The 14,373-nt window shown below is 44.6% G+C and carries 14 protein-coding genes; 6 read left to right on the plus strand and 8 right to left on the minus strand.

Annotation, left to right across the window (positions count from 1 at the left end; translation table 11 throughout):
- Nucleotide 1: 1 nt before the first annotated feature.
- Together J2128_RS07320 and J2128_RS07325 are read left to right on the plus strand one after the other, a co-directional pair.
- Nucleotides 2-667, plus strand: coding sequence for an ABC transporter ATP-binding protein (locus J2128_RS07320; protein WP_209690866.1), 666 nt, complete (start codon nt 2-4; stop codon nt 665-667).
- Between the two features lie 5 nt (nt 668-672).
- On the plus strand, nt 673-1,809 hold the full coding sequence (locus tag J2128_RS07325) for an ABC transporter permease (RefSeq protein ID WP_209690867.1): 1,137 nt from the start codon (nt 673-675) through the stop codon (nt 1,807-1,809).
- 6 nt (nt 1,810-1,815) lie between these two features.
- Here the strand turns inward: J2128_RS07325 and J2128_RS07330 are convergent, their stop codons facing one another.
- The 4 genes from J2128_RS07330 to J2128_RS07345 form a co-directional block, all read right to left on the minus strand.
- The gene (locus tag J2128_RS07330; RefSeq protein ID WP_209690487.1) at nt 1,816-2,031 is read right to left on the minus strand and encodes a hypothetical protein; all 216 of its coding nucleotides are present in this window, start codon (nt 2,029-2,031) and stop codon (nt 1,816-1,818) included.
- Complete coding sequence (locus J2128_RS07335) at nt 2,021-2,644, minus strand: DUF2953 domain-containing protein (RefSeq protein ID WP_209690488.1); 624 nt, start codon at nt 2,642-2,644, stop codon at nt 2,021-2,023. Before J2128_RS07335 ends, J2128_RS07330 begins: the two co-directional genes overlap by 11 nt.
- 12 nt (nt 2,645-2,656) lie before the next feature.
- Nucleotides 2,657-3,052, minus strand: a complete 396-nt coding sequence (locus J2128_RS07340) for a spore germination protein GerW family protein (RefSeq protein WP_209690489.1) — start codon at nt 3,050-3,052, stop codon at nt 2,657-2,659.
- A gap of 354 nt (nt 3,053-3,406) precedes the next feature.
- Nucleotides 3,407-4,660 carry a DNA methyltransferase gene (locus tag J2128_RS07345; protein WP_209690490.1) on the minus strand — a complete coding sequence of 418 codons (1,254 nt, stop codon included), beginning with the start codon at nt 4,658-4,660 and terminating at the stop codon, nt 3,407-3,409.
- Between the two features lie 114 nt (nt 4,661-4,774).
- Between J2128_RS07345 and J2128_RS07350 the strand changes: the two genes are divergently transcribed.
- The 3 genes from J2128_RS07350 to J2128_RS07360 all read left to right on the plus strand — a co-directional run bounded on the left by J2128_RS07350 (nt 4,775) and on the right by J2128_RS07360 (nt 7,694).
- On the plus strand, nt 4,775-6,136 hold the full coding sequence (locus J2128_RS07350) for a TrpB-like pyridoxal phosphate-dependent enzyme (protein ID WP_209690491.1): 1,362 nt from the start codon (nt 4,775-4,777) through the stop codon (nt 6,134-6,136).
- Between the two features lie 35 nt (nt 6,137-6,171).
- On the plus strand, nt 6,172-7,293 hold the full coding sequence (locus J2128_RS07355; RefSeq protein ID WP_209690492.1) for an ATP-NAD kinase family protein: 1,122 nt from the start codon (nt 6,172-6,174) through the stop codon (nt 7,291-7,293).
- A gap of 92 nt (nt 7,294-7,385) precedes the next feature.
- Nucleotides 7,386-7,694, plus strand: coding sequence for a YunC family protein (locus tag J2128_RS07360; RefSeq protein ID WP_245323465.1), 309 nt, complete (start codon nt 7,386-7,388; stop codon nt 7,692-7,694).
- A gap of 37 nt (nt 7,695-7,731) precedes the next feature.
- On the opposite strand, the gene J2128_RS07365 is transcribed toward J2128_RS07360, so the two are convergent.
- Nucleotides 7,732-8,898 carry a PAS domain-containing protein gene (locus tag J2128_RS07365; protein ID WP_209690493.1) on the minus strand — a complete coding sequence of 389 codons (1,167 nt, stop codon included), beginning with the start codon at nt 8,896-8,898 and terminating at the stop codon, nt 7,732-7,734.
- Nucleotides 8,899-9,001: 103 nt separating this feature from the next.
- Entirely contained in the window at nt 9,002-10,177 is a 1,176-nt protein-coding gene (locus tag J2128_RS07370; RefSeq protein WP_209690494.1) for an iron-containing alcohol dehydrogenase, read from the minus strand.
- A gap of 530 nt (nt 10,178-10,707) precedes the next feature.
- On the opposite strand from J2128_RS07370, the gene J2128_RS07375 reads away from it, so the two are divergent.
- A complete protein-coding gene (locus J2128_RS07375; protein WP_348632388.1) occupies nt 10,708-13,122 on the plus strand; it encodes a heavy metal translocating P-type ATPase in 2,415 nt (804 codons plus the stop codon).
- 55 nt (nt 13,123-13,177) lie between these two features.
- Here J2128_RS07375 and J2128_RS07380 read toward each other — a convergent pair whose 3' ends face one another.
- The gene (locus J2128_RS07380) at nt 13,178-13,666 is read right to left on the minus strand and encodes a helix-turn-helix domain-containing protein (protein ID WP_209690496.1); all 489 of its coding nucleotides are present in this window, start codon (nt 13,664-13,666) and stop codon (nt 13,178-13,180) included.
- A gap of 60 nt (nt 13,667-13,726) precedes the next feature.
- Nucleotides 13,727-14,197 carry a hypothetical protein gene (locus tag J2128_RS07385; RefSeq protein WP_209690497.1) on the minus strand — a complete coding sequence of 157 codons (471 nt, stop codon included), beginning with the start codon at nt 14,195-14,197 and terminating at the stop codon, nt 13,727-13,729.
- Nucleotides 14,198-14,373: the final 176 nt, after the last annotated feature.

Here is a 14,373-nt window from a genome sequence, read left to right on the forward strand (position 1 = left end):
TATGCCAGTTATAAGCCTTAAAAACGTAAGTAAGACATATCCGCTGCCATTCGGTGATGTTAAGGCCCTCAAAAACGTGTCTCTTGATATAATGAAGGGGGAGTTCGTCGCAATTATGGGGCCTTCAGGGTCTGGCAAATCGACTATGTTGAACCTTATAGGGTCCCTTGACGTTCCGACATCCGGAGAACTTCTGATAAATGGAGTCAACGTCAGGGAGCTCACCGATTTTGAGCTTACCGACCTGAGGCGGGATACTATAGGATTTATTTTCCAGCAGTTCAACCTTATTCCCCTTCTTTCCGTAAAAGAGAATGTTGAATATCCGTATATAATGAAATACAGGCATGAAGACAACGAAGGAAGGTGCAGGGAGCTTATTTTAAAGGTTGGTCTGACCGAGAGCATGATGCACCACAAGCCGGCTGAGCTTTCAGGTGGGCAGCAGCAGAGAGTCGCTATAGCACGTGCACTTGTAAACAGTCCGGTTATTCTTTTGTGCGACGAGCCTACGGGAAATCTTGATACAAAAACCGGTCTTCAGGTGATGGATATTTTGTCCGAACTCAACAGCCAGGGAAAGACGGTTATCATGGTTACGCATGACCCGGGCACAGCCGAATTTGCCGACAGGACAATAGTCATCAGGGACGGTGAAATCCAGTGAAAAAAATGCTTTTCTTTGAATTTGCAAAGAGAAATGTAAGGCTCAACTGGCTGAGATCCATTCTTGCCGTTATCGGGATAGTGATAGGTGTTGCTGCAATAGCTGCCATGGGAATGCTTGGAAACAGTCTTGTAATGGCGGTTTCAGACCAGCTTTCCGATGTAGGTGACTCAATTGTAATATATCCTTACGGGGGGACATATGACAATATATCCAAAAGACAGGTCAAGGATATAACGAACGCGGCAGGCGGAGGAGGAAACAAGGTGATTCCTCTTTACTCTGATTATGACGAGATAAAGGCAGGAGGTAAAGATGGTCTTGCAACTGTTTACGGGCTTGATACCGGAGATATGCCGGCTCTTCTGGGCCTGTCCGACGGGCAGTGGCTTAAAAGCTCGTCCGGATGCATGGTAGGATCAAAAATCGCCGAAGACTATTCACTGAAACCCGGGAGCAGGATAAAACTTGGCGGACATAATCTCAGGGTGGTAGGTATCCTTGAAGAAAGGGGCATGGGGTTTGATATAAGTCCTGACAATGCGATTTTCGTCACTGATAAATACATCACGTCGACGTATGACAAAGACAATTATGACCAGGTCATAGTCAAGGTGGCTGATATAAACACTATAGATGCAACAATTGACGCCATTGAAAAGAAGATGAACAGGCGTCACGATGTGATTACTGCATTTGACACAAAGGCGATTCTTGATACGCTTCTGACCACCTTTGACCAGATATCCATGTTTACAACGGCAATCGGGGGAATATCACTAATCGTTGCCGGAGTATCGATATTCAATGTCCAGATGATGTCTGTTACGGAAAGAATCAAGGAGATAGGAATTATGAGGAGTATCGGGGCCCAGAAAGCCGAAGTAATGAGAATGTTTCTCTATGAAGCGCTGGTACTTGGTTTCCTGGGGTCTCTGATAGGCGCTATATTCAGTTTTATCGGCGGGTATCTTGCGGTGTACCTGGTTCTCCAGGATGCGTCGTATGTGCTTGAGCCTTCAACGCTTATTTATATTCCATTCGGAATGGCTTTCGGAATTGTAACGAGTCTTTTGTCTGGTCTGTACCCGGCATGGAAAGCCTCAAACCTGAACCCGATAGAAGCCCTGAGACATGAATAAATGGTTTTAAAGAGTTTTAAGGAACTCTTCAATCCATGAATCATCTTTTTTAAAAGAGAACTTGTAGTAATTTTCACCTGAAATTATTATAAGGCCCTGCGGGTCTGTACTAAAAAATCCGCATTTTCCTGCCATTACGGCATCCGTACTGACTATAGGAATAACCGTGAAATTTCCTGCCGACCTTTCTTTTCCTGCCATTATCCCTGATTTATGCAGCATTTACGGTTCCTCCTTTAATCTTTGAACATTTTTTGGCTGCCAAAACTTTTCTGTATACTGCTATTGCAGGTGAAAATAACTTGTATGGCTTTTTCGCAATTATATCGCACCTGAATTCAGGTTCAAACCCGGATTCTTCAAAGTCCGGAAAGGCTTCTATGCAGACTCTTTCTTCAGGAGTCAGGATTCCCTTAATTGCCATTATATAGCCGTACATGACTGCCGTTTCAGCTGCGTCACCAAGGCCGAATTTTAGTTTCAGGTACAGTTTTTCTATTTCAAATGCATATATAATCTTTAAAAAATCGTTTTTTGCGTCCTTTAACGGCAAAAGCATATCCAAAGATAACCCTGCATTTTCCTTCTTTTTTTCGTCTTTATTAAGCAGGTCTTTTTCCGTAATTTTCAGGCCGCAGAACCACACCTTAAGAATTTTGTCTTTTGTAATGTCGGCCTTTATTCTCAGAAAGCCCCATATAACATGAAATTCCGCGTAGTTTCCGGCACAAGGTTTTGTCCCTGCGGATATTTTTACCGGTATTGCAAAAATGTGAAGCAGGACAATTAAGAATACGGCAGAGACCGCAAAAAATATTATGCTGAGAATGTCCATCTCAATCTTGTCTTATTCTTTCTTTTCCTCTTTTTTTGCTTCCTTTGGTTCTTCTTTTGCTTTTATGACTTTCGCGACTTTTGGGAGGAGGTCGCTTCCTATTGCAGATATTGCCTCACTTACAGGTCCGGGCTTTCTTACGGGGACAACTTTTACTGCGTCCGGGCCGTGTCCTTTTTTGTCTATTATTACGACTGCGACAGCAGAGACTCCGCCGCCTCCCCCTGTTCCGCCGCAGTCCCCGTTCTCTTTTTTGCTCCCAAATCCTGCCCCAAATCCGAATCCTGCCGATGCGACGGGTATTATTACGTGATCTCCTATCTCAACAGGCTCTCCAAGTGTGGAGCCGGCTTTTACGAGTTTATTTACTTCATCGAGTGATTTTTCAAACAGTTCTTCGGTATTCATTTCTGACACCTCTTTGTGTAATGAGGTAAAATAGAGATACTTGTATAAATATGTATACCATCATGAAGACCCGGTTGGTTTACCTTAGACTTTCAATGGTTTAATTCAAAGATATCATTCAGGTAAAAAGATGCACCTGAATACCCATTAAAACAGAGAAAAAAAGTAAAAGAAAGTTATTGTCCTTTATTATCCAGACATTATCTGTACGTATTATTTTCATTTGCATCCGGCGTAGTTCTGCTGTCACATGAAATGTCTTTTTGACAGCCTCTTTTTTTTAATTTCAGCTCAGCTTCAAAAGTCAGATCTGCAAAGTCCTGATATTCCCGGCCTTTTTCCTTTAGTTCACAATCAGTTCTTCTGAAATATTACAACCCTGTTTGTGTTTGTCCCGCGTTTTTTGTTTGAAATCCCCCAGATATTGGAAGTCTTTGTAAAATTCTGTTCATTGATAAGAGTGCCTGCGCATTCAAAACCTGCGTTTATCCCCAGGGGAAAAACATGTTCGTCAAGGTTTAAGCTTCCTTTTCTTATTTCTCCCACTTCAAACGCAACCCAGCCGCCTGGTTTTGTAATCCTGTAAAGTTCATTGAATACTTCTCCCATGACTTTGCACCACCCTTTAAGGGTCGGTGACATGGTTATGCTTTTTCTGATCTCCTCTGCGTCAAGCGAGTTGAACCAGCACCTAAGCCAGTTGTCATTATCATAGCGTACTATATCAAGAAAAGGAGGAGACGTCACAGTAAGGGATACTGAAGAATCAGGAATTCCAGACGTTTTTGTTGCATTATTCGTAAGAAAAACGGCGTTTTCGCCACTTTTTCTCAGTTTTTTCAGTTCATTTTCGTTTACGTTTTTCAGAAGCCTTCTTGTTTTTTTCAGGATGAGCTCTGTGGTATTCCTGTATTCAGGCGTCTGCTTTCTCTGTGCATTGATTTTTACCTGCCTCTCCTTTGATACGGCCTGGTTGGGAGGGAGAGTGTAGACCGAAAAAAATCCGGGTGAATGCCCTGTAAGGCGGTTTGTTGCGACCATTCTTATCCATTTGTCGCAGATATCTTCTGTTCCGGATGCTCTTCTTCTTTCGAGGTAATTCCTGAGCGACACAATCTCAGCCTCGGTGTCAGGGTGATAGAACATTGAAAGCGTGTGTGTTTTTATGTCAGCCCTTTCGCTTTCTATGCAGGAAAGTCTTCTTTCAATGTCACCGTATTCCGGGACAAGAAGCCTGGGTCTGCACAGTATTCCGCTTAAAGGATTTATGTCGTTTGAAACCACTTCTCTTCCGAGTAGGCCCGCCTCGATTGCTGTTGTGCCCCTGCCGGTGAAAGGGTCGTACACGATATCGTTTTCGTCCGTTAGAAGCTCAATAAAAAAACGCGGTAACTGGGGCTTAAAACACGCCCTGTATGATATTTCATGAATCGATGAAGCCTGTCTTTGTTTTTTTGTCCAGAAGCTGTTTGTAAAAGACTTTATGCCTTTTGATTCCGACACTACGGTTTTAAGCACACAACCGCATTCCTCCGATCCGTGGAAATCAGGGTCTTTACAGCTTTTCAGGTACTCGTGCAGCTCTGAAACAGACGAAACTTCGGGCATAACTCTGCTGTATTATTTTGGTTCAGGCTGATGTTATCTCTTCTGGAAACTGTGACTGCAGCAAATTAAATAGACAACAATGTATAAATATATACAAAGATAAACAGATATTCTATGCCAACAAAGATAATCCTGGATGAAAACGAGATACCCGATAAATGGTACAACATCCAGGCGGATATGCCCAATCCCCTGGGCCCTTCCTATAACCCGATTACAAAGGAGCCCGTAAAACCTGAAGACCTTGCACCGATATTTGCAAAAGAGCTGATAAAGCAGGAGGTCAGCACAAAACGCTACATCGATATCCCCGGAGAGGTCAGGGATATCTACACACTGTGGAGGCCTTCTCCCCTTTATCACGCGGAAAGGCTTGAAAAACTATTAAAGACGCCTGCAAAAATATACTACAAATACGAAGGCGTAAGTCCTGCCGGGTCGCATAAGCTCAATACGGCCGTTGCACAGGCTTACTATAATAAAAAGGACGGAATAGAAAGGCTTTCAACCGAGACCGGTGCAGGCCAGTGGGGTTCGTCCCTTGCCTTTGCGACGAAGCACTTTGGAATGGAATGTACGGTCTACATGGTGAGGGGGAGCTATGAGCAGAAGCCCTACCGCAAGATGATGATGCATACATGGGGTGCGAAGTGCTACCCGAGTCCGACCAGCCTGACAAAGTCCGGCAGGGCAATCCTTGAGCGTGAACCTGACACCTCAGGAAGTCTCGGGATTGCAATATCGGAAGCTGTAGAGGACGCGGTCACGCACGAGAACACCAATTATGCCCTGGGTTCGGTGCTTAACCACGTGTGCATACACCAGAGCATCATAGGTCTTGAAACCAAAAAACAGCTTGAATACGATGATAAGACTGCCGACGTCGTTATAGGCTGCGCAGGCGGGGGCTCCAACTTTGCGGGAATTGCTTTCCCGTTCATAAAGGACAAAATAGATGGGAAAAACCCTGATCTTAGGGTTATTGCAACAGAGCCGACCGCGTGTCCGTCGCTTACAAAAGGGCTTTATGCGTATGACTACGGCGATGTCGCAGGTCTTACCCCAATTATGCAGATGTACACCCTTGGTCATGACTTCATACCTCCTTCAATTCATTCAGGAGGGTTGAGGTATCACGGGATGTCGCCGCTTGTTTCAAGGCTGCATGCCGACGGGCTGGTAGATGCGGTTGCATATCACCAGAACGAGGTCTTTAAGGCGGGCGTTGCATTTGCAGGTGCTGAAGGGATAATACCTGCACCTGAGTCGGCACATGCAATAAAGGCTGTCTTTGACGTTGCAGAGGAGTGCAGGAAAAAGGATGAGTCCAAAACGATTGTGTTCAACCTGAGCGGGCATGCGAACTTTGATATGACTGCATACGAGGCATATTTCGAAGGAAACCTGCCTGACTACGAATATCCCGCAGACCTTATCAAAGCGTCCCTGAAAAAACTCCCGCAGGTGCGGGCGTGAAATAGTGGTAAAATAAAGGTATATTAAAAAAAGTTATGAAAAAAATCGGATTCCTTTTAAATCCCGTATCCGGGATGGGCGGCAGAGTGGCACTGAAGGGGACTGACGGAAAAGCCTCTCTTGCAGAAAAACTTGGTGCAGAGAGGGTTTCCGGGAAAAAAGCCTTCTCTTTTCTGGTGTCTTTTTTGGAAGAAAATACGGCTGATACGCAGTTTTTTGTGCCGGCAGGTGAGATGGGTGAGGACTCGCTGAAGGCTTCCGGAATTACAGGCTATAAGGTAATATCAGACCCCCTGTACCCTTCATGTGCTGATGATACAAAGGATGCATGCAGAAAGATGCTTTCTGAAAACGTCTCCTTAATCGTTTTTTGCGGCGGAGACGGGACAGCAAGGGACGTTGTATCCGCCGTAGGGACAAAAGTTCCCGTGCTTGGCATACCGTCCGGGGTCAAGATGTTTTCAGGAGTATTTGCGGTTACCCCGCAGGCGGGTGCAGAGATAGTCCGGGCTTTTCCGGACATACCGGTAACCGATACCGAAATAATGGATATAGACGAGGAGGAATACAGGAAGGGGAACCTCAGGTCAGAAATTTACGGTATCGCAAAGGTCCCCTTTATTCCCCATAAAAGACAGGGCGGAAAGTGGGTCTCTTCAGGAAGCGACGAGAGAAACCGCAAAGAAATAGGGGATTTTCTTGCGGAAATCGTGGGAGACGACATACTTTACCTTGTCGGGGCAGGCTCGACAGCAAAAGCTTTTCTTGACTCGATGAACATCAGGGATTATACGATTCTCGGCGTTGACGCGTTGTACAACAAAAAGATAATCGGAAAAGACCTGGGAGAAAAAGAGATACTCTCCCTTCTTCTGAAGTATGAAAAAGTCATTATCATATTGAGCCCTATTGGGGCACAGGGTTTCGTCCTCGGGCGCGGGAACCAGCAGTTTTCACCGGAAGTGATAAAAAAGGCGGGTGTCGGGAGTATATTTGTCGTTGCAACCGGGGCCAAGCTCAGGGTTACAAAAGAGCTCTTCATAGATACCGGAGACCCCAAATTAAACGGCATGTTTCCGGATTCTATATCAGTTATATGCGGGGACTCCCTTGCACAGAGAGTTCCTGTTGCCGATACGGGCGTTAACAGAAGATGATACGTAAAGAAAAACAGAGAGGAATCTCCGTGGGAGTTAAAGCGTTTAACTCATTTCATCCGCTCCTGTTATATGCATTCTTTCTGTAAATTATGAGAACAATGGAAAGCATCAGAGTTTGTATCAACGAAAAGGAAGCAGAAGGTTTTGTGATTCCCATAGGAAAAGTCAGCCTTGTATTCATGAAGACTGAAAAAGGAATGATTGGATGCGGAGCTTTTGATGTCGGAGCTCTTGAAAAGTTCGGGTACCCGGCGGCGAAGGTAAAACCTGCAGGAAATTCCGTAAAGGACATTAACGATCTTTTGTCTGGAGAAATTGCGGCTGCAAATTCTTCTGCCGAAAAACTCGGGATAAAGAAAGGAATGAGCGGAAAAGAGGCTGCCGCATTTATAGTCTGAACAACATCTTAAATTAATAATTAATTGTTTTTTTGTTTTAACGGCACTTTTGTTCAGGGTTTTTTATCAGGTAGTTTACAGCCTCCCCTATATCGGAGCGGTCTATTATTGAGACTTTGTAATGCTTTGCTATCATTTTTCTGACTTTTTCAGATTCGACCCACCCGTTGTCGAGCCTGTTTATTATGCTGTCTATCTCTTTTATATGTGGAAGAATTTTGCCTGCAACTTCAGGGCATTCAAGGTCTACGATTCCAAGGATTACCTGCAGCGGGTTTCTTATATGATCGTTTAAAATAGCGAACTGCTCCATGTTTTTATCTATCTGCATGAAAGCATCCTTTTTTATCTTGTCCATCAAATGGTATTCTGTCATATCGCGGAGATATAATACGGACTGTCTGAATTTGCCGCTTTCAAATATCGGGAGGTTTCTTGCGCTGTATATCGCGACATCACCCCCGTGCTTGTATTTTAGATTAATTTCAAAAAATTCTGTATATGCAGATGCGTTTTCCAGGTCAACATATCCTTCGTAAAAAAAGTATTTCCTGATATTTTTCAGGTTTTTTGCGTTTTCCGCTGATCCTGTTTCAGTTTTTCTGCAAAAAGTATCAAAGGCCTCATTGAATATCACAATGTCAAGGTTTTCATCAGCAACGATAATTATGTCATTAAGGCTGTTTATCGTCATCCTGTACTGAAGTTCCGACTCTTTTACTGCGTCTTCAAGAATTTTTCTCTCGGTAAGGTCACGGCATACGGCCGCTGCAAATGTGTCTTCTCCAAGTCCGGCAAGACTTATGTTTATTTCAGTTTTTATGCATTCTCCGTTTTTTTTGAATATATCGGCATTAAGAAAACCCGACTGTTTTTTAAAGTTCAAAAGCATATTTGAGATATATTTCGCGGTTTTCTCACCTGTGAGATGACCGATATTTTTATTAAGAAATTCGCTTTTTGTGTAGCCGAGAGCCCTTTCTGCACGTCCGTTTGCATCTATAATGTTAAAGGACGGATAATCAAGAATAAATACCAGGTCACTTGTGCTGTCAAGAGCGGTCCTGAAACGCTTCAGTTCGTCCTCTTTATACTGCAGCATCGGGTAATAACTTTTTTTCAGTGTGTCCTCGCCAAAACCTATGATTCTTCTCCTGATCTCTTCAAGGCTATCTTTGAATGGTATTTTGTCATCTTCTGTCATCCCTGTATCCACCAGCAGCTGTTTCTAATGTTTTTCTGACTGTCCGAAAAGTGGCGCTGTAATTGTATATTATTTTCAGGGAAATAAAACTGTGACGGAAAATTTATACGCTGTCAAAAATTTTTATAATAAGTTTTTTGATGTCTTCTGAAGGCGGAAGTCTTGGGTTCGTGGCTATGCAGGGATCGACGACGGCTCTTTTTACGAGATCAGGAATATCCCCGTATGATGCGCCGAACGATTTGATGTCAGGGTATTTTTGATATTCCCCGTACATTGACAGAACCTTTTCTATAAGTGCGTCCGGAATTTTCTCGTCAGGGATTCCTTTGTTCTCAGGCATAATGGCTTCGGCTATTTTCCTGTACCTGCCGGGAGCTGAACTGAAATTGTAGCGTACCACAAATGGCATAACTATGGCACTTGAAAGCCCGTGTGGCATGTCATACATTCCGCCGAAAGCATGCGACAGGGAATGTATAAGGCCAAGTCCGGCATTTGAAAATGAAATCCCCGCACACAGACTTGCAATGAGAGTTTTAAACCTGAAATCCGTATTTTCCCTCTGCGCCGGATCATATGGCAGCACCTCCCCTAAAATCCTTACAGCTTCAAGGGCCAGAATGTCGCTTATATATGATGAGCCGTTTGAGACATAGGCTTCAATGGCATGCGACAGTGCGTCTATGGCCGAATATACAGTAATTTCGTCCGGCTGCGTTGCAAGAGGGACGGGGTCAAGGAGTGAGACGTCCGGGACGAGGGATTTGGAGATAATAAGGTTCTTTTCCCTTTTTTCGGGGCAGGTGATTACAGCGTACTGTGAAACGTCGGCAGAGCTTCCTCCTGTTGTTGGTATGCATATAAGAGGAGGCATCGGATTTTTCACCCTGTCAACTCCTATATAGTCCGAGATCTTTCCTCCGTTTGCGGAGATTATCCCTATGCCTTTTGAACAGTCCATAATACTTCCCCCGCCCACAGCTACGATTCCCGTGCACTCCTCGGCCCTGTAAACCTCCGCGCCTTTGATTACGTCATAATCCCGTGGATTCTCGGAAATGCCTGTAAATAATTCATATTCAGCCCCGCCTTCAGAGAGGCTGTCTGTTATTCCGTTCATCCAGTCCATATCTAAAAGTCTTTCGTCTGTTGCCAGAAGAACTCTCTTTGAATAAAAGCTGTGGGCATATCTTCCTGCAAAAATCCTCGAATTGTCTCCTGTGATATACTCCGGGGTGACTATCTTTCTAAGCTCTCTGTTTAAGGGAAGAGTCATCTGTAAAATCTCCTGATTTTTGCCGGCAGCACTGCCCGAAAGATAATCTTATTATATCAGATGATAGTAGAAAAATATTAGCTTTCAGCGAAAAAACCTAAAAAGTAAACTGCCGGTTTCTGAAAAGTTATTCCTGAAATTTGCAAGAATACCCTGTATTTATATTTAAGCTTATATCTTTTTGTATATTCATGAGTTTTTTGTCTCTCTAACATGTTTAGGGGAATATTGGTGTTCCCCTAAAGTCAAACGGATAAATTGCCATAAGAATGAAGATTTATTCCAGGTTCTGGTCACGTATAGCATCTTTATCATGACCCCCGTGTGGAGGTAATGCCCGGTTTGAATCAGCGTTTAAGGAAAAAACAGACTTATCGTTTGTTTTGAGATATTTATGAATTCTTTTTCAAAGTTTATGGCAAAAATAATATGAAAGCTATGCTTCTATAAATTAAACAGAACTGTTTAAAGGAGGCCTGTAAACGGATAATGATGAAGATACCGGGAACGGGAAGAGCAAAAAAACTGATCTGAAGATTACCGGCATGCACTGTGCGTCGTGTGCCGCAAACGTGGAGTCGGCGTTAAAGAAAGCTGAAGGAATCGAATCGGCTTCGGTTGATATTTCATCGGAAAATGCGGATATTATGTTTGATCCCAAAAAAACAAGCATATCAGACATTGAAAAAATTGTCGAAGATGCAGGGTACGGGGTTTTAAAGGGGACAAAACGTGTCAAAATCGGCGGTATGCATTGTGCATCGTGTGCCGGAGCTGTAAAGGACTCTCTTTTAAAGACCGAAGGGGTCCTGGGAGCAGAAATAAACCTTATTGACAACTCCGCAGACATAACATACGTTCCCGGAAAAGCCGGACTTTATGAATTTAAAAAGGCGATAGAAAGTGCGGGCTACGAGTACCTGGGGACCGACGAAGAGGTCACAGCAGACGTCGAAGCGGAGCTCTTTGAAAAGGAGCAGAAAGACCGGGTAAACAGGATAATAATAGGATTCGGAGTCTCGATTCTTCTTATTGCGATTATGTTTTCGGGGATAAGCCTCCCGTTTCCTGTATCGTATCTCATGTTTGTCATAACCACGCCTGCGTTCATATACCTTGGCTACCCGATATTTAAGGCGGCTTTTGCAGGTCTCAGGAATTTCACACTTAACATGGACGTTATGTACGCACTTGGAATCGGCGTTGCGTATGTGGCATCAGTTCTGGGGACTTTTGAGATATTTCTGACCCGTGACTTCATGTTCTATGAGACTTCCGTTATGCTTACCGCCTTTCTGACCCTCGGCCGCTACCTTGAGGCCAACGCCAAGGGAAAGACGAACGACGCCGTGAAAAAGCTCATCGAGTTAAGGCCAAAGACTGCATTTGTCAAAAAAGACGACGGTTTTGCAGAGGTTTCGGCGGAGGAGCTTGTCCCCGGGGACGAGATTATGGTAAAACCCGGCGGGAGAATCCCCGTCGACGGTGTCGTCATATCAGGAGAAGCCTATATTGACGAGTCCGTTATAACAGGCGAGTCTCTTCCGGTAAAAAAAGCAGCCGGGGACGCTGTCGTGGGGGGTACGCTTAATACAAGCGGCTCGGTTGTGTTCCGATCAACAAAGGTGGGCCGCGACACGGTTCTTTTCCAGATAATCAGACTCGTTGAGGAGACACAGAGGCAGAAGCCTCCTGTACAGAGGCTTGCCGACGTTGCGGTCACATACTTCATTCCTACAATTCTTACAATAGCAATGGTAGCGTCTCTTGTCTGGTACTTCCTTCTCCACAGCACTACACTTTATGCGGTCACGGTTTTCGTATCGGTTATAGTTGTCGCATGCCCGTGTGCACTTGGACTTGCAACGCCTACCGCCGTCACCGTTGGAATAGGACGGGGTGCAGAGCTCGGAATTCTTATAAAAAACGGTGAAGCCCTTGAGACTGCTGAAAAACTGAAATGTGTCGTCTTTGATAAGACCGGGACCCTTACTGTAGGAAAACCGGTCGTAACCTCCGTAAAAACATATGGCATGGGTGAAAAAGAGCTTCTCGAGATAGCCGCCGGGGCTGAAATGTCCTCAGAGCACCCTATTGCAAAAGCTGTCGTAAACCGTGCGGGTGAAGACGGATTAAAACCAGTGAAAACCGAAGACTTCATGTCATTTGCGGGGGGAGGAGTTTCCGCGAATTATGACGGAAAGGAAGTTCTAATCGGGAATTCCGATTTCATAACCGGAAACGGCGGGACAATCCCGGATGAAGTTGAAAGGGAGCTTGGTGAAAACCAGAAGTCCGGAAAAACTGCTGTAATAGTAGCGGTCAACAGAAATGTCGCAGGCATAATCTCGGTATCGGATATGCTTAAAAAAAGCGCCGTTTCTGCAATAGAGGGGATAAAGAATGAGGGACTTTCTGTTGCGATGGTAACAGGCGACAATGCCATAACGGCGTTTTCAATAGCGGACGAAGCAGGCATAAAGGACGTTTATGCAAACGTCCTTCCGAAGGACAAGTCCGAGGAGGTAGGAAGGATTCGTGAGAAGTCAGGTGAAGTCGCTTTTGTCGGCGACGGCATAAACGACGCTCCCGCTCTTGCCAAAGCAGACGTCGGGATAGCCGTCGGGAGCGGGACCGACGTGGCACTTGAAAGCGCCGATATAATCCTTATGAGAGACAACCTCCTTGATGTCCTGGCATCGATACAGCTTTCAAAGAAGGTCATGGGCAGGATAAAGTTAAACCTGTTCTGGGCATTTGCGTACAACGCTGCCCTTATTCCTCTTGCGGCGGGCATCTTGTACCCCTTCTTCGGCTTTGTGTTCAGGCCCGAGTATGCAGGCGCTGCAATGGTCTTAAGCTCGGTCACTGTCGTGACGCTCTCTCTCCTCCTGAAAAACTACACACCTCCGGCTCTTATGAATGAGAACCCGGCAAAAAAATAATTTTTTTAAAAATGATTAAAAAGGCCCGGAATTATTCCGGTGTTTTTTGCATTTACTAGTCAGTTCTGTTCTGAAGGGTTTTCAGTGCGCTGAAGATTGTATTGGTATCGGGCTTCATTATTGCCACAGGGACGTCAACTATTTTCTCTATAATCGATGAAAGAATCGGGGCGCAGACGATACCGAGTGCACCGTCCTTTTCGGCGTGCACGGCCGATACAATGCATTCTTCCATGGTATATGCAGGATAACCGCGGATTTTAATGTTTTTTCCGCATTTTTCAAATTTCTGCAGTTCTACTTCCTCAAGCACAAATTTTGCGGCGATTACCGCAACAAATCCCGACTCCCTGGGTTCAAGGGCATTGACTATGGCCTGCACCGTCGAAAATCTCGGGTCCCTTTCACCTGAGGTAATCTTATATATGGTTGCCGAAGGGACGTCAGCCAGTTCTGCAAGCTCTTTTATGCTGACGCCTTTTCTTGAAAGCTCCTCTTCAAGCGCTGCTTTAAACCCTGCCTCAAAAATCCTTTTTGAGAACATAAATTATCTATCAACTATTGTACAAATAAGGAGTTAATAATTTTCCTTTTTGTAAAAAAATTAAATGTAGGGGCAGTAAAGTTTTACCTTCACTTTTTCGGGAGAAAACGAAAGATAATCGCCGCTTACAAAAAGATGTCCTCCCTCTCCGCAGCAGATCTCATCGTAAAGTGCATAAAACCTGTCTGCCACGTCGCAGAATGCTTTGGATGATCCTGCCTCAAATTCCGCTTCGGCGTTAATGTATGCCTGCATAATCTCTGATGTGTCTAATCCTTCAGATGCCGCTTTTATGCAGTAGTCATTCATCAGCGCAAGTTCGTCTTCAGGGGCAATTGTGATATCGCGATATGTGTATGAGCACTGCATACGGTCGGGTAATAAAAGGTCGTCCTTTTTGCTTTGCCCGGAGTCTGCATTGCTGTATTTTTCGCTTTTTTCAATGTATGGGAGTATATACCCGCAAACAGTTCCGTCTCTCATGTTAACAACCTCATCTTTTATCCCGTATTCGCATGCTGTCAGGGTCATTTTTCCATATTTTCCGTTTTTTTCTTTTGTGTCCGGGTCAGGTAACGGACCCGAAACTTTCCGGCTTCAGGGTAATTTGTCTGACTACCGCACTGTACAGGAATACTACGGCAAAATGGGCTATAAATGATTAAACCCGCCCTGATTATACTGACTAACCTCCCGGTTAAACGGTT

It is taken from the genome of Methanomicrobium sp. W14 (assembly GCF_017875315.1).
Lineage (GTDB): Archaea > Halobacteriota > Methanomicrobia > Methanomicrobiales > Methanomicrobiaceae > Methanomicrobium.